The organism is Rhizobium sp. 1399 (genome assembly GCF_031455475.1).
In the GTDB taxonomy this organism is placed as follows: Bacteria; Pseudomonadota; Alphaproteobacteria; order Rhizobiales; family Rhizobiaceae; genus Rhizobium.
On sequence record NZ_JAVDSU010000002.1, the window covers coordinates 228,578 to 248,364 of the forward strand.

23 protein-coding genes and 1 pseudogene are annotated in these 19,787 nt (G+C 59.5%); 18 read left to right on the forward strand and 6 right to left on the reverse strand.

Annotation, left to right across the window (positions count from 1 at the left end):
- The first annotated feature begins 13 nt into the window (after nt 1-13).
- From araH to J2X71_RS07060, 4 genes are all read left to right on the forward strand, one after another.
- Nucleotides 14-970: an L-arabinose ABC transporter permease AraH gene (gene araH, locus J2X71_RS07045; RefSeq protein ID WP_310380485.1), complete on the forward strand. Its 957-nt coding sequence runs from the start codon at nt 14-16 to the stop codon at nt 968-970.
- 105 nt (nt 971-1,075) lie between these two features.
- Complete coding sequence (locus tag J2X71_RS07050; RefSeq protein WP_025668963.1) at nt 1,076-1,849, forward strand: FadR/GntR family transcriptional regulator; 774 nt, start codon at nt 1,076-1,078, stop codon at nt 1,847-1,849.
- A 141-nt stretch (nt 1,850-1,990) separates the two neighbouring features.
- Nucleotides 1,991-2,695: a GntR family transcriptional regulator gene (locus J2X71_RS07055; protein ID WP_310380490.1), complete on the forward strand. Its 705-nt coding sequence runs from the start codon at nt 1,991-1,993 to the stop codon at nt 2,693-2,695.
- Between the two features lie 157 nt (nt 2,696-2,852).
- Entirely contained in the window at nt 2,853-3,794 is a 942-nt protein-coding gene (locus J2X71_RS07060; protein ID WP_310380491.1) for a dihydrodipicolinate synthase family protein, read from the forward strand.
- 122 nt (nt 3,795-3,916) lie between these two features.
- On the opposite strand, the gene J2X71_RS07065 is transcribed toward J2X71_RS07060, so the two are convergent.
- Nucleotides 3,917-4,270 (reverse strand): helix-turn-helix transcriptional regulator, encoded by a 354-nt coding sequence (locus tag J2X71_RS07065; protein WP_310380492.1) that lies wholly within the window; start codon nt 4,268-4,270, stop codon nt 3,917-3,919.
- 49 nt (nt 4,271-4,319) lie between these two features.
- Nucleotides 4,320-4,520, reverse strand: a complete 201-nt coding sequence (locus J2X71_RS07070; protein WP_310380494.1) for a hypothetical protein — start codon at nt 4,518-4,520, stop codon at nt 4,320-4,322.
- A gap of 152 nt (nt 4,521-4,672) precedes the next feature.
- Between J2X71_RS07070 and J2X71_RS07075 the strand changes: the two genes are divergently transcribed.
- Nucleotides 4,673-5,158: a hypothetical protein gene (locus tag J2X71_RS07075; protein ID WP_113182666.1), complete on the forward strand. Its 486-nt coding sequence runs from the start codon at nt 4,673-4,675 to the stop codon at nt 5,156-5,158.
- A 2-nt stretch (nt 5,159-5,160) separates the two neighbouring features.
- On the forward strand, nt 5,161-5,382 hold the full coding sequence (locus J2X71_RS07080) for a hypothetical protein (RefSeq protein ID WP_007825337.1): 222 nt from the start codon (nt 5,161-5,163) through the stop codon (nt 5,380-5,382).
- Here J2X71_RS07080 and J2X71_RS07085 read toward each other — a convergent pair.
- Nucleotides 5,348-6,406, reverse strand: a complete 1,059-nt coding sequence (locus tag J2X71_RS07085; protein ID WP_310380500.1) for a LysR family transcriptional regulator — start codon at nt 6,404-6,406, stop codon at nt 5,348-5,350. The two genes, J2X71_RS07080 and J2X71_RS07085, sit on opposite strands and share 35 nt — an antisense overlap.
- A 361-nt stretch (nt 6,407-6,767) precedes the next feature.
- On the opposite strand from J2X71_RS07085, the gene J2X71_RS07090 reads away from it, so the two are divergent.
- The 3 genes and pseudogenes from J2X71_RS07090 (at nt 6,768) to J2X71_RS07100 (ending at nt 7,785) form a co-directional block, all read left to right on the forward strand.
- Nucleotides 6,768-7,034, forward strand: coding sequence for a hypothetical protein (locus tag J2X71_RS07090; RefSeq protein ID WP_310380501.1), 267 nt, complete (start codon nt 6,768-6,770; stop codon nt 7,032-7,034).
- 136 nt (nt 7,035-7,170) lie between these two features.
- Nucleotides 7,171-7,494: a type II toxin-antitoxin system RelB/DinJ family antitoxin gene (locus J2X71_RS07095; RefSeq protein ID WP_310382158.1), complete on the forward strand. Its 324-nt coding sequence runs from the start codon at nt 7,171-7,173 to the stop codon at nt 7,492-7,494.
- Nucleotides 7,491-7,785, forward strand: a pseudogene (locus J2X71_RS07100) (type II toxin-antitoxin system RelE/ParE family toxin). Before J2X71_RS07095 ends, J2X71_RS07100 begins: the two are co-directional and overlap by 4 nt.
- 176 nt (nt 7,786-7,961) lie before the next feature.
- Here J2X71_RS07100 and J2X71_RS07105 read toward each other — a convergent pair.
- Nucleotides 7,962-8,336, reverse strand: coding sequence for a helix-turn-helix domain-containing protein (locus tag J2X71_RS07105; protein WP_310380503.1), 375 nt, complete (start codon nt 8,334-8,336; stop codon nt 7,962-7,964).
- Between the two features lie 124 nt (nt 8,337-8,460).
- Here J2X71_RS07105 and J2X71_RS07110 point away from each other — a divergent pair, with 124 nt between their 5' ends.
- Nucleotides 8,461-9,294 carry an enoyl-CoA hydratase/isomerase family protein gene (locus J2X71_RS07110; RefSeq protein WP_310380505.1) on the forward strand — a complete coding sequence of 278 codons (834 nt, stop codon included), beginning with the start codon at nt 8,461-8,463 and terminating at the stop codon, nt 9,292-9,294.
- A gap of 294 nt (nt 9,295-9,588) precedes the next feature.
- Here J2X71_RS07110 and J2X71_RS07115 read toward each other — a convergent pair whose 3' ends face one another.
- Nucleotides 9,589-10,563 carry an AraC family transcriptional regulator gene (locus J2X71_RS07115; RefSeq protein WP_310380507.1) on the reverse strand — a complete coding sequence of 325 codons (975 nt, stop codon included), beginning with the start codon at nt 10,561-10,563 and terminating at the stop codon, nt 9,589-9,591.
- A gap of 84 nt (nt 10,564-10,647) precedes the next feature.
- Between J2X71_RS07115 and J2X71_RS07120 the strand changes: the two genes are divergently transcribed.
- The 5 genes from J2X71_RS07120 to J2X71_RS07140 all read left to right on the forward strand — a co-directional run bounded on the left by J2X71_RS07120 (nt 10,648) and on the right by J2X71_RS07140 (nt 15,743).
- Nucleotides 10,648-11,388 carry an SDR family oxidoreductase gene (locus tag J2X71_RS07120; protein ID WP_310380509.1) on the forward strand — a complete coding sequence of 247 codons (741 nt, stop codon included), beginning with the start codon at nt 10,648-10,650 and terminating at the stop codon, nt 11,386-11,388.
- 225 nt (nt 11,389-11,613) lie between these two features.
- Nucleotides 11,614-13,377 carry a monovalent cation:proton antiporter-2 (CPA2) family protein gene (locus tag J2X71_RS07125; RefSeq protein WP_310380511.1) on the forward strand — a complete coding sequence of 588 codons (1,764 nt, stop codon included), beginning with the start codon at nt 11,614-11,616 and terminating at the stop codon, nt 13,375-13,377.
- Between the two features lie 24 nt (nt 13,378-13,401).
- Entirely contained in the window at nt 13,402-14,400 is a 999-nt protein-coding gene (locus tag J2X71_RS07130; protein WP_310380512.1) for a homoserine dehydrogenase, read from the forward strand.
- A gap of 65 nt (nt 14,401-14,465) precedes the next feature.
- Nucleotides 14,466-15,419, forward strand: coding sequence for a zinc-binding alcohol dehydrogenase family protein (locus J2X71_RS07135; RefSeq protein WP_310380514.1), 954 nt, complete (start codon nt 14,466-14,468; stop codon nt 15,417-15,419).
- Between the two features lie 108 nt (nt 15,420-15,527).
- On the forward strand, nt 15,528-15,743 hold the full coding sequence (locus J2X71_RS07140; RefSeq protein WP_310380516.1) for a hypothetical protein: 216 nt from the start codon (nt 15,528-15,530) through the stop codon (nt 15,741-15,743).
- Between the two features lie 54 nt (nt 15,744-15,797).
- Here J2X71_RS07140 and J2X71_RS07145 read toward each other — a convergent pair whose 3' ends face one another.
- The gene (locus tag J2X71_RS07145) at nt 15,798-16,691 is read right to left on the reverse strand and encodes a LysR family transcriptional regulator (RefSeq protein WP_310380517.1); all 894 of its coding nucleotides are present in this window, start codon (nt 16,689-16,691) and stop codon (nt 15,798-15,800) included.
- A gap of 152 nt (nt 16,692-16,843) precedes the next feature.
- Here J2X71_RS07145 and J2X71_RS07150 point away from each other — a divergent pair, with 152 nt between their 5' ends.
- The 3 genes from J2X71_RS07150 (at nt 16,844) to J2X71_RS07160 (ending at nt 19,680) form a co-directional block, all read left to right on the forward strand.
- The gene (locus J2X71_RS07150) at nt 16,844-17,506 is read left to right on the forward strand and encodes a hydrolase (protein ID WP_310380519.1); all 663 of its coding nucleotides are present in this window, start codon (nt 16,844-16,846) and stop codon (nt 17,504-17,506) included.
- Between the two features lie 214 nt (nt 17,507-17,720).
- On the forward strand, nt 17,721-18,752 hold the full coding sequence (locus J2X71_RS07155; RefSeq protein ID WP_310380522.1) for an LLM class flavin-dependent oxidoreductase: 1,032 nt from the start codon (nt 17,721-17,723) through the stop codon (nt 18,750-18,752).
- 37 nt (nt 18,753-18,789) lie between these two features.
- Nucleotides 18,790-19,680, forward strand: a complete 891-nt coding sequence (locus tag J2X71_RS07160) for a LysR family transcriptional regulator (protein ID WP_310380524.1) — start codon at nt 18,790-18,792, stop codon at nt 19,678-19,680.
- The last annotated feature ends 107 nt before the right edge of the window (nt 19,681-19,787 follow it).

Genomic DNA, 19,787 nt, shown 5'->3' on the forward strand with positions numbered 1-19,787 from the left:
AGGAACAGCAGTGATGAACGCGTTGAAAAAAATCCTTCTCGGCGAACAGGGTCTGGTGGTGATCTTTTCGATCGCCTTCGTGATCGTCTCACTGACCGTGCCGAGCTTCCTGACCGAACGCAACATGCTGGGTCTGCTGCAATCGGTGGTGACGATCGGCATCGTCGCCTGCACCATGATGTTCTGCCTTGCCTCACGCGACTTCGACCTTTCGGTCGGCTCGACCGTCGCCTTTTCCGGCATGATCGCCGTCATGGTATCGAACGCGACCGGCTCCATTCCGCTTGGCCTGCTGGCAGCGCTCGTCTGCGGCAGCATCGTCGGCGTCGTCAACGGCGTCGTCATCGCCCGTTTCCGCATCAATGCGCTGATCACAACGCTCGCGACCATGCAGATCGTCCGCGGTCTGGCGCTGATCGCGTCGGACGGCCGCGCCGTCGGCATCAACGATCCGGCCTTCTACCAACTGGCGCTGTCGCGCTTTCTCACGGTCCCGACGCCGATCTGGATCATGGCTCTGCTCTTCATCGTCTTCGGCTTCGTGCTGAACCGCACCGTCTTCGGCAAGAACACGCTGGCGATCGGCGGCAATCCGGAGGCTTCGCGCCTTGCCGGCGTCAATGTCGTCACCATGCGCATCTGGATCTTCGCACTGCAGGGCTTCGTCTGCGCCATCGCCGGCATTCTGCTCGCCTCGCGCATCACGTCGGGCCAGCCCAATGCGGCAACCGGCTTGGAACTCTCCGTCATCTCGGCCTGCGTGCTCGGCGGCGTATCGCTTGCCGGTGGCCGCGCGGCGATGACCGGTGTGATCGTCGGCGTGCTGATCATGGGCATTGCCGAAAACGTCATGAACCTGCTCAACATCCAGGCCTTCTATCAATATGTGGTGCGCGGTCTTATTCTTCTGATCGCCGTCCTGCTCGACAATATGCGCTCGTCGGCCGCCGGGCGCGGCAGTCGCACGTGATGACTAGATTTCTTGGGAGAAGCCGGCTGAGCCTGCGGTTGCACATTGATGAGAAAGCATGGCGCTGCTCATGGTGACATCGAGACCAGCGCTACGGGGGACGTTATGAGCACGCGATCGGGACTTCTGCGAACGGGAAGTACATCAGCCAACCTGGAGCAGGGACGGCGCACGGTGCGCGAGGAGCTGTTGAAGAAGCTCATCGGGCAGATCGTATCCGGTGACATTGCCGAAGGCTCGCTGCTGCCGAACGAAGCGGAGCTTTCCGAGGTCTATGGCGTCAGCCGCACCAGCCTTCGGGAGGCGATGCAATATCTGTCGGCTCTCGGCATGATCCGCTCCCGCACGCGTGCCGGCACCAGCGTGCTGCCGCGCGAGAACTGGAACTATCTTGATCCGATGGTCCTCGATGCGACGCTCGAATTCAGCGACGACCGCAGCTTTTACGATTCGCTCCTCGATGCCCGCCAGCTTCTGGAGCCGGCAGCAGCCGCACAGGCCGCTGCGAACGCCACAGCCAAGCAGCTCGCCCAGATCGCCGAAGCCTTCGAGGACATGGTGGCTGCCAACGCCCGCGACAACGAGGCCTGGAGCCAGGCCGACCTCGAATTCCACACCGCCATCATCAATGCCAGTGGCAACTGGGTGTTCCGCCAGTTCGCCACCGCTATTCGCGCTGCCCTGCTCGCAAGCTTTCGTCTGACCAACCGGGCAAGCCAGAGCCATGATTACGCCATCGCCCGGCATCAGGACGTGCTTGATGCCATCCGCATGCGGCGGCCAGATGCGGCGCGTTTTGCCATGGAGCAGCTGATCGGCACGGCGCGGATGGAATTGAGTGACGCGTTGCGCGTCGGCAAGCCGGGCAAACAGGAATAGAGGCACCGCCGTCTCCCCGCCGAGGTAATAGGAACATTCAAAATTCCGCTTGCCGACAGAAAGTATATTAAGTTTGAAGTCCTTTTGCGGATTCGCTAGTAACTGGGTGTAAACTCGGCTGCTTGAAAGGACGATGGGCGCGTGGACGAGACCGAAAAACTGCAAACGCACAGGCGCGGCTCCGGCGTATCGACGGTCTATGAGACGCTTCGAAACGAGATCATCGAGCTGAAATTGCCGCCGGGCAGCCCGATCGATGAACAGCAGCTGTCGGATCGTTTTGCGCTGTCGCGCACGCCGATCCGCGAAGCCTTGGTGCGGCTTGCCGCCGAAGGCCTGATCACCACGCTCACCAACCGCGCGACGATCGTCTCGAACATCGATTTCCTCGGCCTGCCGGAATTTTTCGATGCGCTGACGCTGATGTACCGCGTCACCACCCGGCTTGCGGCTGCCAATCACGCCGAAGGCGATATCGCCGCTATCCTTGTGCAGCAGAAGGCTTTCGAGGCGGCGGTCAGCAACCGCGATGTGCTCGGCATGATTTCGACCAATCGCGACTTCCATATCGCGATCGCCCAGGCCGGCCGGAACAGATATTACGTCGAGCTTTTCACCCGGCTGCTGGATGAAGGTCGCCGCATTCTGAGGCTCTACTATTCCTCCTTCAACGATGTGCTGCCGCGCCAATATGTCGGCGAGCACGAGGAGTTGATCCAGGCGATCATCAATCGCGACGTCACGCTGGCCGACAGGCTGGCATCTGCCCACGCTGATCAGATCGTCGGCCAAATCCGCTCTTACATCACCGCCGATTCCCGCCAGAACGCGAAGCTGGCGCTCTAGCCGCCGCAAAATTCTCGCACCACAAGAGCAGTGCCTCGTTCAGCATTGAAGGAAAATCGTTTCCTGTATTTTTCTTGTCGACAAGAAGTCGGCAGGATGCTACATGCCTCATCAACCCCGCTGTCCGGGGAGTTTTCGAAAGAACGAGAGATTGGCGATGACTGGTTCCGTATTCCAAGGCTGCATCCCGGCGCTCATGACGCCATGCAATGACGACCGCACCCCAAATTTTGACGCGCTTGCCCGCAAGGGCAAGGAACTGATCGACCTCGGCATGTCTGCCGTCGTCTATTGCGGTTCGATGGGCGACTGGCCGCTCTTGACCGATGAGCAGCGTCAGGAAGGCGTCAAGCGCCTCGTCGAGGCGGGTGTTCCCGTTATCGTCGGCACCGGTGCCGTCAACACCAAGTCGGCCGTCGCCCATGCCGCCCATGCTGCGGCTGTGGGCGCCAAGGGGTTGATGGTCATCCCCCGCGTTCTGTCGCGCGGTTCGTCCGTTTCGGCCCAAAGGGACCATTTCTCGGCGGTTCTCGAAGCGGCCAAAGGCCTGCCGGCGGTCATCTACAACAGCCCCTATTACGGCTTTGCGACGCGCGCCGATCTGTTCTTCGATCTGCGTTCGCGCTTTTCGAACCTCGTCGGCTTCAAGGAGTTCGGCGGTAAGAGCGACATGACCTATGCGGCCGAAAACATCACGTCGGGCGATGATGCGCTGACGCTGATGGTCGGTGTCGATACCGGCGTCTATCACGGCTTCGTCAATTGCGGCGCGGGCGGGGCCATCACCGGCATCGGCAACGCGCTGCCGAAGGAAGTGCTGCATCTCGTTTCGCTCTGCGAACAGGCAGCCAAGGGTGATGCGGCCGCCCGCAGCGCCGCCCGCGAGCTCGAAGAGGCGCTGATGGTTCTGTCGACCTATGACGAAGGTCCAGATCTCGTGCTGCACTACAAGTATCTGATGGTGCTGAACGGCGAGAAGGAATACACGCTGCACTTCAACGAGACCGATAAGCTGAGCAACTCGCAGCGCCGTCACCTCGAAAACCAGTATCGCCTGTTCAAGACCTGGTACGCTGCGCGTTATCCGAACGCCGCCTGAAGCTGTCAGGAACGCTTCGGCCTCGCAGCTTGCCTGCGAGGCCGCTCAATGAAGGGCGCCAATCAGGTGAGCGCCGCGCGTAGGCAAATGGATTGCTGTTGGTTCTCCTACTGGAGACGGGGTCAGTTCGCCACATCGGTGGCGGCCAGGGAGTGGATCAGCATCGTCAGATCGCGTCGGATCTTCAAATCCGAGATACGCTCGATTTCCCTGGCAAGATAGGCTGCCTCGTCCTCGACGCCAGCGCCCGCCTCGGTTTCGATGCCGTTGATGAACCAGCCGGCATCCACCTTCATGAAGTCGCATAACCGCAGCATGACCGCGACGGACAGGCGGTTTGTACCATTCTCGTATTTCTGGATCTGCTGAAACGCGACGCCGATATGCGCAGCGAGTTCGCTCTGGGTGAAGCCGCGAGCGGCGCGCACGGAGCGTAATCTCTGGCCGATTGCCAAATTCAGTTCCTGATCTTTCATGCCTATCCTTGAGAATACTTTCGTCGACTGCAGAATTTGCAGGTTCTCTTTACATGATCGGCTTTTGAGATCCACCTCCATCTGTCAAAAGCGTCAGTTGTTCTTTGAGTTGCCGCTGTTCTCTCTCGGACAGACGCGCAATCTCATTTTCGACGAAGCTCGCGATGGCCCGTGGGTCGTCGCCAAACCGGCGTGCCCCTTCCGCGCAGAGAGCGATGATGGTTGCCATCGGATTGGCAGGGTCCGTCATTTTTGAAATCCCCCCTGAAATCTTCGTCCTTCGCGCCGCAGTCGTTCTGCGGTTGAAGTGGGTTGTGCAGAAAAAGAGGCCGACCGATGGTGAACAAATATCCCAATCTTCGATGCCAAGTCGCAACGACCCAGGACCATGTTCGGGATGCGATGATCTTGAGAAGCATCTGCTTTGTCCATGAGCACGGTATCTCGCCTTCCTTCATCTTCGACGGTAATGATCACCAGGCCACGCATTTCGTCTTTTATGATGGCGAAGAGCCGGTTGGTTCGCTTCGCATCCGCTGGTTCGCCGACTTTGCCAAGTATGAACGAACCTGCTTCCGCGAAAAGTACCGACACCCTTTTACGGTTAAGCGTTGCATTCAGATGACCTTCGATCACGTAGCGCGCAAGGGCTATACGAAAGTTCTGACCCAGGCCGAGCAGCGTCTCGCGCGGCTGTGGACCATTCTCTTCGATCTGGAGATCGTCGACAGCCCGCCGGTGGAGATCGCCGGCCATCCGGAACCCTATCTGACCGTTGTCGGCACGATCCCCGCGTCATCTGATCCGATTACCATGGAAAGCAGCAGCGCAATGCTGTTGCGCATCGAAGGTCAATGGGACGCCCCGAGTTCGTTTGAGACAGCATAACAATGGCAGGTTTTGACAACGCGGGCGACATGTCTGCAACGGCTGCGCTGCAGGAGGAAATTCTCACGCGCACGAAACTACACACCGAAATGGTGCGTCGGCTCATCAATGATCCGACAGTGCAGCCGGTCGAGCTCGCCGGCTTCCTGGAGGATGTCGCAAATGCCTATCTTTCGATCTCGGAAGAGCTCAGCCAAATTGTGAAGGCGGCGGAGGAGCGATAGTTTCGAGCATCTTGCGCAAGCTCTCTTCCTGTTCGTGCCGCCCGGACGGAAAGGTCAATCTGCTGCTGAAAGACGGGTTGGTCCTGAAAATATCGACGATCCAGTCATAGACGGCGGCCACCGGTCTCGATTGCCGGCGATTGGCAACCGAGGTCAGGTAGACGGGCAAGGCGACATGTACGCCGAGTTCGAGCGGTACGAGTTCGGGATCTGCAAGCACGTAATTGCCGAGCAGCCCCACGCCGGCGCCGTTGCGAACGAGGGCAAAGTAGGCAAGCGAATTCTCGCAGTTGTGGGTCTGGTGGCCGGCTTCGACAAGACCGCGCCAGCCATCCCAGATCTCGCGTTCGGAAGCATAATAGTTGCACTGCACGTAGACATGCTGGGAGATGAACTGGCGCTGCGGAACACCGGATTTCTTCAGATAATCACGGCTGGCGATCGGAATGAGATGAAGAGTGCCGATCTCGATGCAATCGACATCCGCCCTCGAAATCGGAGAGAGCGAGATCATCAGATCAGCCTGGTTCTTCTCGAAATTCACGAGCGACACCTGTTCCCGGATATCGAGATTGAGGCGCGGATAGCTGTCGTTCAGCCGGGGCACGGCGGGAGCGACGATGGCGACAGCGAGGCCGGAGGTCACGCTGATGGCAACCCGTCCGGTGACGGCGTCCATTTCATCCTTCAGGTCGTTGGAAAGGGAAAACAGCTGGAAATCGAGCTCTGCAACCTGGATGGCGAGCTTGCGCCCGGTTTCGGTCAGCGTGACGCCGGAAAAGGTAGAGATGACGAGTTGCGAACCCATCTGATCCTGGAGGCGCTTCACGTCACGGCTGACGGTTGGCGCACTGGTGCCGAGCAGTTCAGCGGCTTGAGCAAAGGAAGGGCTTTTGGCGACCGCCAGAAAGGTCCTGAGCTCGCGCCAGATCGGCTGCGAAAGCAGGCCTCTGATTTCAAGTGGCGATTTATCCAGATCGGCGCGTTCGCTGCCGAATGGAAGAGGAGGGAAGGGTTTGTTCACGGCCGCCTCGCGTATTAGTGGAGGCGCAACAATATACTTAATCAGGGATTACGGGCAATTGTTGAAGAATGACAGCTTATCGGTGCTGAGAAGTCGCCGTTTAACGATCGCGAGCGTCCATTCCGGTCGCTGGCTCCTCCGGAATACTACTCATCAGGTGTTCATTTCAATTCCGACGTTTCAATAAAGTGAGGTTGATTTAGCCGTTTAAATCGATCTAATCGGGTCATTTACGCAACTGATGGGGTGTGTTAGCGTTTGCGGCGGGCAAGACCCGATTTCAACATTCCGTTTCGGGACCGATGCAGGCGGACCTGCCCGATCGCGAAACTTTCGCCAAGCTCGGAGGCAAATCAAGGCGATGGCCGATGGAATTTCTGATGTGATTGACAGCAACGAGCCGGTGGGATTCCTGCGGCTTTTTCGTCTTATTTCTGCAGCAAGAGATAGTGCTTCATCACTGGAGCTCATGGATCTCGTGCGTCTGGTGGATATGGCGCTCATGCAGACGGCGCTCGACTGGGAAGGGCTTGATGCCGAAAACCTGGATGAGCGCGCCTTCCTGAATCTCATCCGCGAGAAGCGGGAAATCGCTCACCAGACGCATATCCATGCCGTTTCAAATTGAAATGTCATGATTACTGACCAGTTGCAAGCGTGTCTTATGATCTAAATGCAGCCTCGCCAGGGTCGAAAGCGAGCGGAGAACGAGTTGTAGGTCATTGAGGTGGAGAAAGGCGCGCTGATAGGCCTTTATGTCGGAAATGCTTGAAAACCAGCGGATTTGGAGGAGGGCAGGGGCGTCAGCTCCGCTTGCCGAAGTTCGGGATCGCGCCTCCGCCGTGCTTGAAAAATTGGGCCTCACGGTATCGGATGCGGTTCGTATCTTGCTCACCCGGACGGCCAACGAGGGTGCGCTGCCACTCGACCTTCTTTCAGGCAGCGAGGCCCATGACGCTTGGTTGCGGACCAAGGTACTTGAAGCATTGAACGATACTCGACCGGACGTCTCGGATGATGAAGTCGAGGCCCATTTTGCGAAACGTCGAGCGGCAGCCCGCCTTAAAGCGGATGCACGCAAATCGTGAAGCTTACCTGGTCTGCGTTCGCGTTATCGGATCGTGACGCCATCTTCACATATATCGAGGCAGATAATCCTTCAGCCGCCGTCCTTGTCGATGAACCGATCATCGCTGCCGTTCGTCGTCTGATTGATTTCCCCACGAGCAAGTCGTGTTGGCAGAATTGCTGGCACGCGCGAACTGGTAATCAACAGCACGGCGTATGTCGCGGCATATGTGGTAATGGAAGCATCTGTTCGTATTCTTCGCGTCCTCCATGGCGCGCAGGAATGGCCAGACACTTTGCCAACTAGCTAGACTTCGAGCTCGATGCCTGGAATCAACGGGTCGGTGGTTCGAACCGGTTCAAGACCGAAGAACTTACAACGCAGAATATCAGGTTATCTCTCAAAAGAGATTGGGGCACCCTCGCGCTCTACATACTATTTCACCCGCCGAATTGGGCTGCGCGCAAACCGCCGCTCAAGTCGGCCCTAGTCCACGCGCGCATCGTAGCTGCGCTGACAATCCTGGATGACGTCGATATTCTCGACAGTCCAGTCGAACAGGGTTGAGAACGGCCCTTGCAGTGACCTGCCGAGGGGTGTCAATGCATATTCAACCCCGAGCACACGCCCATCCAGGATCCTGCGCGTCAGCATGCCGTTGCGCTCCAGCTTTCGAAGTGTCTGTGTCAGCACACGCTGGGTCACGCCATCGAGGCGACGCTTGATCGCATTGAAGCGACGGGGCTCGCTTAACACGGCCAGCACCATCATCGACCACTTGTCGGCGATCTGGTCGAGGATCACGCGGCTCGGGCAGTCGGCACGGTAGACCGGGCCATTTTCATCGGTCGGTTCATCCATCGGTATCCTCCAGCATCCCTGGGATGCTTCTGGTGCGTAATTGACGCTAGGTATCCAATGAATACTTTAGGGTCAATGGCGCATATGCGGCGCCAGAGGTTCCTGAAGAAACAGAGACTCACATATGACCGACACAGATTTCAGCCGGCTTCGGATTACTCGGACAGACGGCGTTGCCACGATCACGATCAACAACCCGCCGGTAAACGTTCTCGATGTCCCCCTGATGAGCGAGATCCGCCGCTTTCTCCTTTCTGTTCGCAACGATCCGGACACCCGTGTACTGGTTTTCCAAAGTGCGGACCCCGAATTCTTCATTGCCCATGTCGACATGACATTGATCGATGAACCGCACGCCTTCGACGAGATCGCCCGTGAAGCTCCGGAAGGCCTCAACCCGTTCCAGGCATTTGGCGAACTTCTACGAGAGCAGCCGCAAGTGACGATCGTCAAGCTCGCCGGGCTGGCCCGCGGCGGCGGAGCTGAGTTTGTCGCGGCGGCGGACATGGTGTTTGCTGCGGAAGCGCAGGCAGGGCTTGCTCAATGCGAGGCGTTGATGGGGATTACGCCGGGCGGCGGAGCCACCCAGTATCTGTCCAGCCGGATGACGCGTGGCCGAGCTCTTGAAGTGATCCTTGCCGCCGATCTCGTCGATGCGATGACGGCGGAGCGATACGGGTGGATCAACCGGGCACTGCCGGCTTCTGAACTCGACGGCTTCGTCGAGCGTTTGGCACGCAACATCGCCGCACTGCCCACCGGCGTCATCGCCGCGGCCAAGAGGGCGTTGCCTCCCGAAGACCTGCGGGATGGCTTTCAGCGCGAGCATGAGGCCTGGGCAGGATTGTTCGAACTCCCTGCTGCCGAAAAGCTCATCCGGGGCGGACTGAAAGCAGGAGCGCAGACCAAGGAGGGCGAGAGAAATCTGGAAGGCTTGCTTCGTGCATTGAAGGTGTGAGTACTGACTGATGAGAGAACAACGAAACCGCTGCAAGAAATTGTTGCATAGCGGTTTCGGTCTTTGGATGGCGCGTATGCGTTATCGGAAGCGCCCGCGCTGAATCATGACCTCGTTCGCACCACTGTCTGCCGCGGGAGGAGAACCTCTCCAGAAGATGTCTCCATTCCGCTAACGGCGAAGTGGAATATCATACCGCGCCGGGCACGATATTCCTAGTTTCGTGTGCAGCCTGGACTAGTCCCCGCCGAAGCCATCGACTTTTTTTCTTCCGTCAGCGGATAACGACTGGGTTCACCGCGCAAGATAAGCCACCGGCGCGCTGCCGAACATGCTCTTGTACTCGCGGCTGAACTGCGACGGGCTTTTATAACCCACCTCATACGCCACGCGCGACACATTGGTGCTGCCGCCGGCAAGGAGCTTCCGCGCCTCAAGCAAGCGGATATGGCGTTGAAACGCAAGTGGGCTGAACCCGGTGACTTCCTTGAAATGCCTGTGAAAGCTTGTAACGCTCATGTGAGAAGCCGCCGCCAGCTCAGGAATATTGACAGGCTCACTATGATTGGAAGCGAGCCAATCGGCCGCCGACTTGAGTTGTTGAAAGCGGCCGTTTCTCTGGCTGACCTGTCGCAGCGTGTCGCCCATCGAGCTCTGAAGCAGGCGATAATAAAACTCAAACTCGTAGTGTGGTGCCAGCGCACCGATATCGTCGGGCGCGTTCAGCAGCCCGACGAGGCGAGCAAATGCGTCGCCGACGGGTCCGTCCAGACCGCCGGCGGCGACTGCGCATGTCCAACGGTCCTCACGCTTGGGGATATCGAGCATGACGCGCGTCAAAATATCGGCATCAAGATGAAGGCTGATGCCGACATAGGGGAAATTGGGCTTAGCGCCGGTCAATTGGTGGCTGTAGGGCAGGCCAAAGGACGATACCGCGCAAGCGCCTGTGGCCAGTTCGAACCGATTGGCGCCCATGATCAAGACTTTGGTTCCGCGCAACACCGCATAGAACATGGGTTCGAACACCGCCGGAGTGGGCGACGTGGCCCTTGTGCTTGTCCAAATCGTCAAGCGCGGAACGGAGGTGGGAACGCCGACTGTACCCGCATGCGCCGAAACAAACGGAGCAACGGCGTTCAGCAGAAGTGTCGATGGCTTCACAGGGTCGAACATCACGTCAGCATGTAGTGATTTGGTAGGATCAGGCAAGTGTCTGGGAAGATCAGGAATGTTGCCTGCGTCGCAATTGCCTATTTTGAGGCTCAACAAAAAGCCTGCCGGAGCAGCCCGTAGTGAGGAATGAACCTCCCAATCGGCGTCAAGGCGACAGGAATAGGAAAGGGTTCGACCATGCAGGAACTAGCTGGAAAGAATGCGCTCGTCACGGGTGGATCGCGTGGCATCGGGGCCGCGATCGCGATTGCTCTGTCGGAGAAAGGTGCGAACGTTGCGATAACGTACGAGCGATCCGCCGACAGCGCGGAGCGACTTTTCCGGACTATTGAAGGGAATGGGGGCAAGGCAATCGCGATACAGGCCGACAGCGCGGATCCCTCGGCCATCCAGCGGTCAGTGGACGAAACTGTCCGCACACTGGGCGGTCTCGACATTCTCGTCAACAATGCGGCGATCGCGCGATACAACAACATTGCAGATTTCACGATCGAGGACATCGACGCGCTGCTTGCCGTTAACGTGCGTGGGCCTGTTCTGACCGCAAAGGCTGCCATCCCACACCTCAAGGAGGGCGGGCGCATCATTACCATCGGATCAGCGGGCGCGGATCGCATAGCCGGGGTGCCTGGTACGGTCTATTATATGACCAAAGGCGCGCTCCAGGCATTCAACCGCGGCCTCGCCCGCGAATTGGGCGCCCGAGATATAACGGTCAATCTCGTCCAGCCGGGATCGACAAACACGGACTCGAACCCCGAGACGGGGGAATTCGCCGACTATCAGCGTGGTCTCAGCGCCCTTGGCCGCTTTAACCAGCCGGAGGATGTCGCGGCGGCAGTCGCTTTCCTCGCAACGCCGGCCGCCCGGCAAATCACCGGCACCATCCTTACGGTGGACGGCGGCGCTCTTGCGTAGTGTTTGGTAATGGCTGTTGGTTGCCCGGCGGAGGTCAGGCAACCTTCACTTTGTGAATAATGTATCAGTCGGAGAGCTGGCGTTCCTCGTTCCGCGACAGAGTTTTGCCGATGCGATGACTATTCGAGCCCGCTCCGCAACGCTACCAAACTCAGTGAGAAGTAGATCGGCCAGGCAAAGCCTGTTGCTAGCCGCTTCAAAACGAGAGACCGGGGATGTGAGTGCATGGCTGAAGCGAGCTTGGGGCAGACGATAGGGCCGGCGATCGTCCTGATGGGAGCGGCCGTGGTCGCGGTACCCCTGTTTCGACGGCTTGGCCTTGGCTCGGTTCTCGGATATTTCGCAGCCGGCGTGCTTGTCGGCCCGTCGGTTGTCAGGCTGTTCACCGATGCTGCGTCGATATTGCATTTCTCCGAACTCGGCGTTGTGATGTTCCTATTCGTCATCGGACTGGAACTGCGGCCCTATAAGCTTTGGGCCATGCGCGGCCAGATTTTCGGGCTCGGTCTCGTGCAGGTCGCGGCGGCGATTGCTGTGCTATCGCTGACGGGCATGCTGCTCTTTGGCCTGCCTGCCCCGGTGGGCTTCATCGCCGGCGCGGGTTTCGTTCTTTCCTCGACGGCCGTCATCATGTCCGTCCTGCAGGAAGGAGTCGAGATTTCGAGCCGTGAGGGACAGAAATCCGTGTCCATCCTGCTTTTCGAAGACCTGATGATCGTGCCGCTTCTGGCGGTCGTCGCCTTCCTTTCGCCGCTGTCGCAGGGGCAGTCGGGATGGATGGATGTTCTCTTGGCGCTCGGTGCGCTGCTGCTTCTTCTCGGCGTATCGAAATGGGGGCTGAACCCGTTCTTCGCCCTCCTGGCGCGGGCAAGGACCCGCGAGGTGATGACGGCGGGCGCGCTGCTGGTGGTGCTGGGGGCAGCCTTGCTGATGGCCGGCGCCGGGCTTTCCATGGCCATGGGTGCCTTCCTCGCAGGCGTGATGCTGTCGAGTTCGAGCTACAGGCACCAGATTGAAAGTGATATCGAGCCGTTTCGCGGCCTGCTGATGGGCCTGTTCTTCATGGCTGTCGGCATGTCGCTGGACCTTGCCGTGGTGGCAGCCGAATGGGGCCTTCTGCTTGCCATGCTGGTCGCATTCACCATCGCCAAGGGCGCCGTTGTGTATGCGGTTGCCCGCCTGTTCGGCGGCTCCAGCCACCAGGCCCTGCACCGTACCTCGATGTTCCTGCAGGGCGGCGAGTTCGCCTTCGTGCTCTATGCTGCGGCGACCGCCGGCGGGGTGATCGACGCGCGCGAAAATGCGCTGTTCACTACCGTCATCATCTTCTCCATGGCGCTGACGCCGCTGCTGATGATCGCCGCGGACCGTCTGCTGCGCAGCGAAGCGTCGATGGAGGGTGTCGAGGCGGCGCGTGATCTAAGCGCAAGGGTGCTCATCATCGGTTTCGGCCGTTTCGGCCAGATTGCCTCGCAACTGCTTCTGTCGAAGGGGGTCAACCTTTCCGTTATCGACATGAACCCTGACCGTATCCGTGAAGCGGGGCGCTTCGGTTTCAAGGTGTTTTTCGGCGACGGCACCAGGCTCGATACGCTGCACCATTCTGGTGCGGGTTCTGCCGAAGCATTGATGATCTGCGTCAATGATCCGAAGGCCGCGATTCAGATTGTCGAATTGGCGCAGCATGAGTTTCCGCAGGCGAAGATCCTCGTGCGCAGCTATGATCGCGGCCATGCCGTGGACCTGATCCGCGCCGGTGTGGACTATCAGATCCGCGAGACGGTTGAATCCGCCTATCTAATGGGAGCCGAGGGCCTACGAGCATTGGGCTATGCCGAGCTTGACGTGGAGGAGGCGGCAGAGGATGTGCGCCGGCGGGACGAAGAGCGTCTCTCCGAGCAGGTGCAGGGAGATGCCATGTCCGGCCGAGACCGCCTGCATGTCCGGCCGGTTCCCGAGCCGCTAAGCGCAGTGGCAGCGTCGAAATAGGGCGCGCTAGGCAGAAGAGAGAAGATGAAGACATACAAGATCGCTATTGCAGGGTTCGGTGGCGTAGGACGGGCGACCGCAGGCCTGCTTCTGTCTCGGCGGACACGGTATCGCGAGGTTTACCAAGCCGACGTCCTGCTGGTTGCCGTCTGCGGCTCGCGATCTGGTCTGGCAGATGCGGAAGGCCTTGAGGAGGAGCAACTGGACGCGCTTCAAGATGGATTTTCCGGGCCCGATTTCATTGCTGATAGCGGCGCTGATATCGTCATCGAGGCCGGACCAAGCGATTTTCGCAGCGGTGGGCCGGGACTTGTCTACATCCGTTCGGCACTATCGGCCGGTCGTGACGCAGTGGTCATATCGAAGGGCGCTTTGGTTCACAGCGGGAAAGAGCTCAGAGAGCTTGCCCGCGAAACACGCGCCATGCTGAAACTCAGCGGTGCCGCCGCAGCCGCTCTGCCGACGATCGATCTGGTCGAGCATAGTCTCAAAGGCTGCGCGGTGCTCGAAGTCGAGGGCATTTTGAACGCTACCACCAATTACCTGCTCGATGCCATGATGGCGCGCGGGATCGGCTTCGACGAGGCATTGCGCGAGGCACAGATTGGCGGCTTCGCCGAGGCCGATCCGCGCAACGACACGGAAGGATGGGACACCGCCTGCAAGCTGCTGATCCTCGCCAATTTCGGCCTCGGCGCCGATCTGGCAATGGATGATCTGACCGTCGAGGGGATCCAATCGGTCTGCGCCGAACGGATCGATGCCTGGCGCGGGCAGGGGCTCGTTCCGAAACTCGTTGGCCACCTTTCGCGCGTGAACGGCGCAACCCGCGCCCAGGTCGGCATAAGGACATATCCGCTTGCCGATCCCTTCGCCAACATCCGCGGTAAGGACAAGGCGATCCGCATCGTGACCGACGCGATGGGCACGACGCTCGCGATCGGGTCCGGCAAAGAGCCGCTGGCGACGGCTGCTGCGGCGCTGAAGGATCTGGAACATATCCTGGTGGCACGGACGGGCTGAGAGGCGGCCTGCAGCCGTTGTGACCATTTGAAGGCAGGACGTCCCATACGGGAAAGGAATAGCACATGAAGGCTGCAGTCTATGACAGCCCCGGTCCCCCGACAGTCTTAAGATATGCCGATGTGCCGGATCCCGTCTGTGGACCGGGGGATGTTCTAATCGCCGTCGAGGCGATTTCGATTGAAGGCGGCGATCTTGTCAATCGGCGCTCGACGCCGCAGCGCCCTTCGTGGATCGTCGGTTATGCTGCTGCCGGGACCATCGTCGCGATCGGCGAAAATGTGAGGGATCGGACGGTTGGCCAAAAAGTGACAGCCTTCGACATGCAGGGATCGCATGCCGAACTCTGGGCCGTGCCTGCCTCACGCACATGGTTGATGCCGAACGACGTCGACATGGCGCAAGCCGCGGCGCTACCAATCTCCTTCGGGACGGCCCGCCACTGCGTCATCACCAAGGGCAGGCTAAATGAAGGCGAAACAGTTCTGATCCAGGCCGCCGCTGGCGGCGTCGGTCTGGCAGCCATTCAGCTCGCGCATCAAGCGGGGGCGACGGTTATTGCTGTTGCCGGCGGTCGCGAACGACAAACGCGTCTGACCGAGCTTGGCGCCACCCATGTCATTGATCGATTTGAGCAGGATGTTGTTGGTGAAGTCCGTCGGTTGACCGATGGCAAGGGGGCTGATCTCGTGATCGACCCTGTTGGATCGACCTTGCAAAGTTCTCTTTCCTCACTGGCAGTCGAGGGGCGTCTCGTCTTCGTCGGAAATGCCGGCGGCGGCCTCGACGTCGATCTCTGGTCGCCCCTGCAGAACAATCAGACCCTTCATGGTGTTTTCATGGGATCGCTGTTCGAACGACGTGCCGTGCATCGGACGGTTGACGAACTTCTGGAGGCCGTGGCGGAAAGGCGTCTGGACGTCGTCATCGATAAGGCCTTCCCGCTGCGAGACGCGTCAAAAGCACACGAATATGCCGAAACGGCAAAGCCATTGGGCCGCGTTGTGATGACACCCTGACGCTGAGGGAGTCCGGCTATCGCCACCCTAACTCCACCAACCCGTCTGCTGTTCGTAAGCTACGCGAACCTGCTCGGCTTCGATGCCTTCAACCTCGTTCCCGAGCTATTGTTTCAGCCTCTTCAGGTCATCGTCGGAGGTCGTCGCGGCGCTACCGGCCAATACGAGGCCGGCCAACGACTATTCGATCTTTCACCTGCCGATGAGAAGGACTTTTTCGTGGTCGAGGGCGCCGGCCATTACGACATGTATTACAAGCCGGAATATGTGGGTCCGGCAATTGACCGGCTGACGGCGTTCTACTCAAAGTATCTGCCGACATAATCGCAGGCCTGCGCGTCAGCTCCGGGACCGTCTCGATCTGCCGCTCTATATCCGTTAGATGGGCTGTTCGTTTCCTTGCCCGCTATGATCGAAACACTCGATCAGCATTTCGGTCAGGACGCGGACCTTTCTTGAGGGGTGCTGTCCCGGCGGACGAACGACATAGATTCCGGCCGGTGGCGGCGGATGATTTTTCATGACCGTCACCAACGCGCCGGAATTGAGATAGTCCTGGGTGAGGCCATCGGGGAGGGCCGCGATACCCAAACCGGCCGCGGCAGCGACGACGAGAGCTGCCCCGTTGTCAGCCTTGAAACGGCCCTGCGGGCGAATGGTCAGGATCTTGTCGCCGTCCATCACCTGCCACGTTTCCATCCCCTGCATAAGCGCCTGATGCGTGACGAGTTCCTCCGGTGTTTCCGGGGAGCCATGGGCTTTGATATAGGCGGGGCTCGCGACGTATTTTCCATAGAGGGGGCCGACGCGTCTTGCAATCAGGTTGGAATCCTGAAGTGTGCCGACCCGGATTGCGCAATCAAACCCTTCCGCGATCAGATCCACGAAACGGTCGCTATAGCTGGTCTGGATCTGAAGTTGCGGATGGCGAGATGCCATTTGCGCAATAACAGATGCAAAGTGGGTAGGTCCGAAGGAAAGGGGTGCGGCAACTCTCAGGCGCCCGCTCAGTTCGCCGGCGGGCAGGATCGTGTCTCTGGCGACATCGATCTCGGCGCTGACCCTGGCGGCATAATCCCGGAAAGTGGCGCCCGCTTCCGTCAAGGACGCCCCGCGTGTCGACCTTGCAAGCAGCTGGACGCCAAGCTCAGCCTCGAGCCTTACGAGCCGTCGGCTGACCATTGATTTGGAGACACCCAGTCGGAGCGCAGCAGACGTCACTCCGCCCGCATCCGCAACCTCCACAAACGTCCGCAGGTCTTCGATGTCCATGCTGCGTTCCCCGTTCCGCGACACTGTTCGGCACAAACGATGACTACCGCATCGAAATCGGGAATGACAAGGTCCTTTCGCAGACGACGCTTCGGAGGGTGTTCGCCCCTCCTGCAGTTTGTCTCAATCAACCGCCAACACAGGATGTAAGTATGACCTTTCGTAACGGCCTTGACTCACTTCTTCGTCCCGAAGACTCCGTCCTCGTCATGATCGACCATCAGCCTTATCAGCTCGCAAACGTGAACAGCCACGATCCGCAGGCAGTCGTGAACAACACCACGGCGCTTGCGAAAGCGGCAAAGGTTTTCAACGTTCCTACGATCCTGACGAGTGTGATCGCCGGCCGCGGTGGTCTGCTCTTCAAACACCTCACCGATGTTTTCCCGGGACAAGAGGTGATCGACCGTACATTCATCAACACCTGGCAGGACCCGAAAGTGGTGGACGCGGTCAAGGCCACCGGCCGCAAGCAGCTCATCATTGCTGGTCTGTGGACCGAAGTCTGCGTTGCGATGCCGGCTATCCAGGCTGCCGGCGAGGGCTGGGACGTTACGGTGATTACCGACGCATCGGGTGGCACCTCGGTCGAAGCGCATCAGGTCGCCATCCAGCGGATGATCGGGGCCGGCATCAACATGATGACCTGGCTCGCGATCGCCGCAGAATGGCAGCGCGATTGGGCTCGCGAGGAAACTGCGGCTGCGCTGACGGACGTCATCATCGAGCATGCCGGTGGTAGCGGCATCGCCTATCTGTGGGAGCAGCAGCTCCTCAAAACGCCCGTACAGGCGGCCAGCCAGGCCGGTCTTTAAAAGCTGGGATGGCGGAATCTCGAATTGATGTCACCGTAAAGGCCCCAAAGTCGAGCCTCGCCATCCCGACTCAAGCGAGTTCACGCTTGGCCCAGCCGTGCACCGACGCGAAAGATGCGCCTGCGACCACCGTGACGGCGACAATCTGAGGGCGGAAATGAAGCCGGCCTGGTAGCGACGACAACGAACCGCGCAATCAACTTAAGGACCAAGCATGGAAATCGGTATCGACAGTTTTGCAGCCATCCTTCCTGATCCGAAAACGGGTAAGCTCCCTTCACCATCGGATCGCATGGCCGAGCTTATCGAGGAGGTCGTTGTCGCTGATCGCGTCGGGCTCGATATCTTCGGTATCGGCGAGCATCATCGGGCTGAGTTTCTCGACTCCGCTCCGACTGTCATTTTGGCCGCGGCCGCGGCCCGCACTACCCGTATCCGGTTGGCGAGCGCGGTCACGGTTCTAAGCGCGGCCGATCCGGTGCGTGTCTTCCAGGAATTCGCGACGCTCGACTTGATTTCCAGGGGGCGTACCGAGCTCGTGGTCGGTCGAGGCTCCTTCGTCGAGGCCTATCCGTTATTCGGGCTGGATACGCGTCATTATGACGAGCTTTTCGCCGAAAAGCTCGATCTGTTTCTCAAGCTCGGCGAGACGAGAGATATCACCTGGGAAGGCCGCTTTCGTCCGGCACTCAAAGGGCAAGGCGTCTTTCCGCGTCCACATCAATCGCGGCTTCCAGTCTGGATTGGCGTCGGCGGTTCGCCGGAATCCTTCGCACGCGCCGGTGCACTTGGCCTTCCCTTGATGGTGGCGATCATCGGTGGCAGCTTCGAGCGCTTCCGGCCACTTGTCGATCTCTATCGCGAAAGTGGCCTGCGCGCCGGGCATGATCGCGAAAAACTTAAGGTGGGAGTCCATGCAATGGGTTTCGTCGGCGAGACCGACATGGCTGCAAAGGATGCCTTCTTTCCCGGATGGGCGCATCTGACGACGAAGATAGGTCGTGAGCGCGGCTGGTCGCCTCCGACGCGACAGCAGTTCGAGATCATGGCGGGTCCCGACGGTGCATTCCTGGTCGGCGATCCAAGATCTGTTGCCGCCAAGATGCTGCAGGCAAGCGAAACGCTTGGCGGTCTATCGCGCATCACCTTTCAAATGAGTACCGCGTCGCTCGAGACTGAAGCGATGAAGCAGTCGATCGAGCTTCTGGGCACCGAGGTCGCGCCGATCATCAGGGCGACGCGATAGGACGGGTGTCGACCGTGTCGCAACGGAGGAATGCCGGATGGACATCGAAGATCTGCGGATATTCGTGGAGGTCGCCGATTCGGGGGGTATCACCTCGGCTGCGCGCCGATTGGCAGTCTCCAAGTCGATGGTCAGCCGCGCCCTCACCAGGATTGAGGGTGCGCTCGGCACCCAGCTTCTTGCGCGAACGACACGGGGGGCCGGTCTGACGGAAGCAGGGGTCTTGTTTCGGGACCATGCAGCAAAGGTCTGTGCGGAGATCGACATTGCTCGCGAGGCGATCCTGCCGGAAGGTGACCTTCGTGGACGTTTCCGGATTGCAGTTCCGCTGACATCGGGTCCGGTACATTTCGCACCGGTTCTGGCCAAAATGGCGCGCCACCACCCGCAGCTTCAGATCCATGCCGACTACAGCGATCGGTTCGCTGACTTGATCGTCGACGGGTTCGATTGTGCAATCCGTGTCGGCGCTCTTCGCGATTCGAATTTGATCGCAAAACGCGTCGGCCAGATCTACGGCAAGCTGGTGGCGAACCCGGACTACGTAAGATTGCACGGCTCGCCGGAGACGCCGGAAGACATCGCGTCGCATCAGGCTCTGGTCGGTGCGGAGAGCTGGCGATTCATGGATGGCGAAAAGATCATCACAGTGCAACCGCAGGGTCGCTTCAGGACCGACAACGGCATGGCGCTTGCGAGCGCAGCCGCTGAAGGGCTCGGCATCGCCTGGCTCCCCGATTGCGTCACCCGCGACTATCTCGCTTCAGGGGCTCTCGTTCCGATCATGACCCGTTTTCCGCTACCGGTCGGCGGGGTCTATGTCGTACGGCCTCCCAGCCCGCATCCATCCCGAAAGGTGCGGGTCCTCTCGGAATTCCTGATCGAATCCTTTGAGAATGACGCGCATCTTTGGGGCGCCGGAAGTTGATGCCGCGAACAGCGTGTTCCGCTTGTCGCAACACAGTGTAGCGTTTCCCAAACCTAGTCGCGGGTGCTGTAGCTTTCTAGTTTCGGTGGCGGCTTTGGCCAACCGGG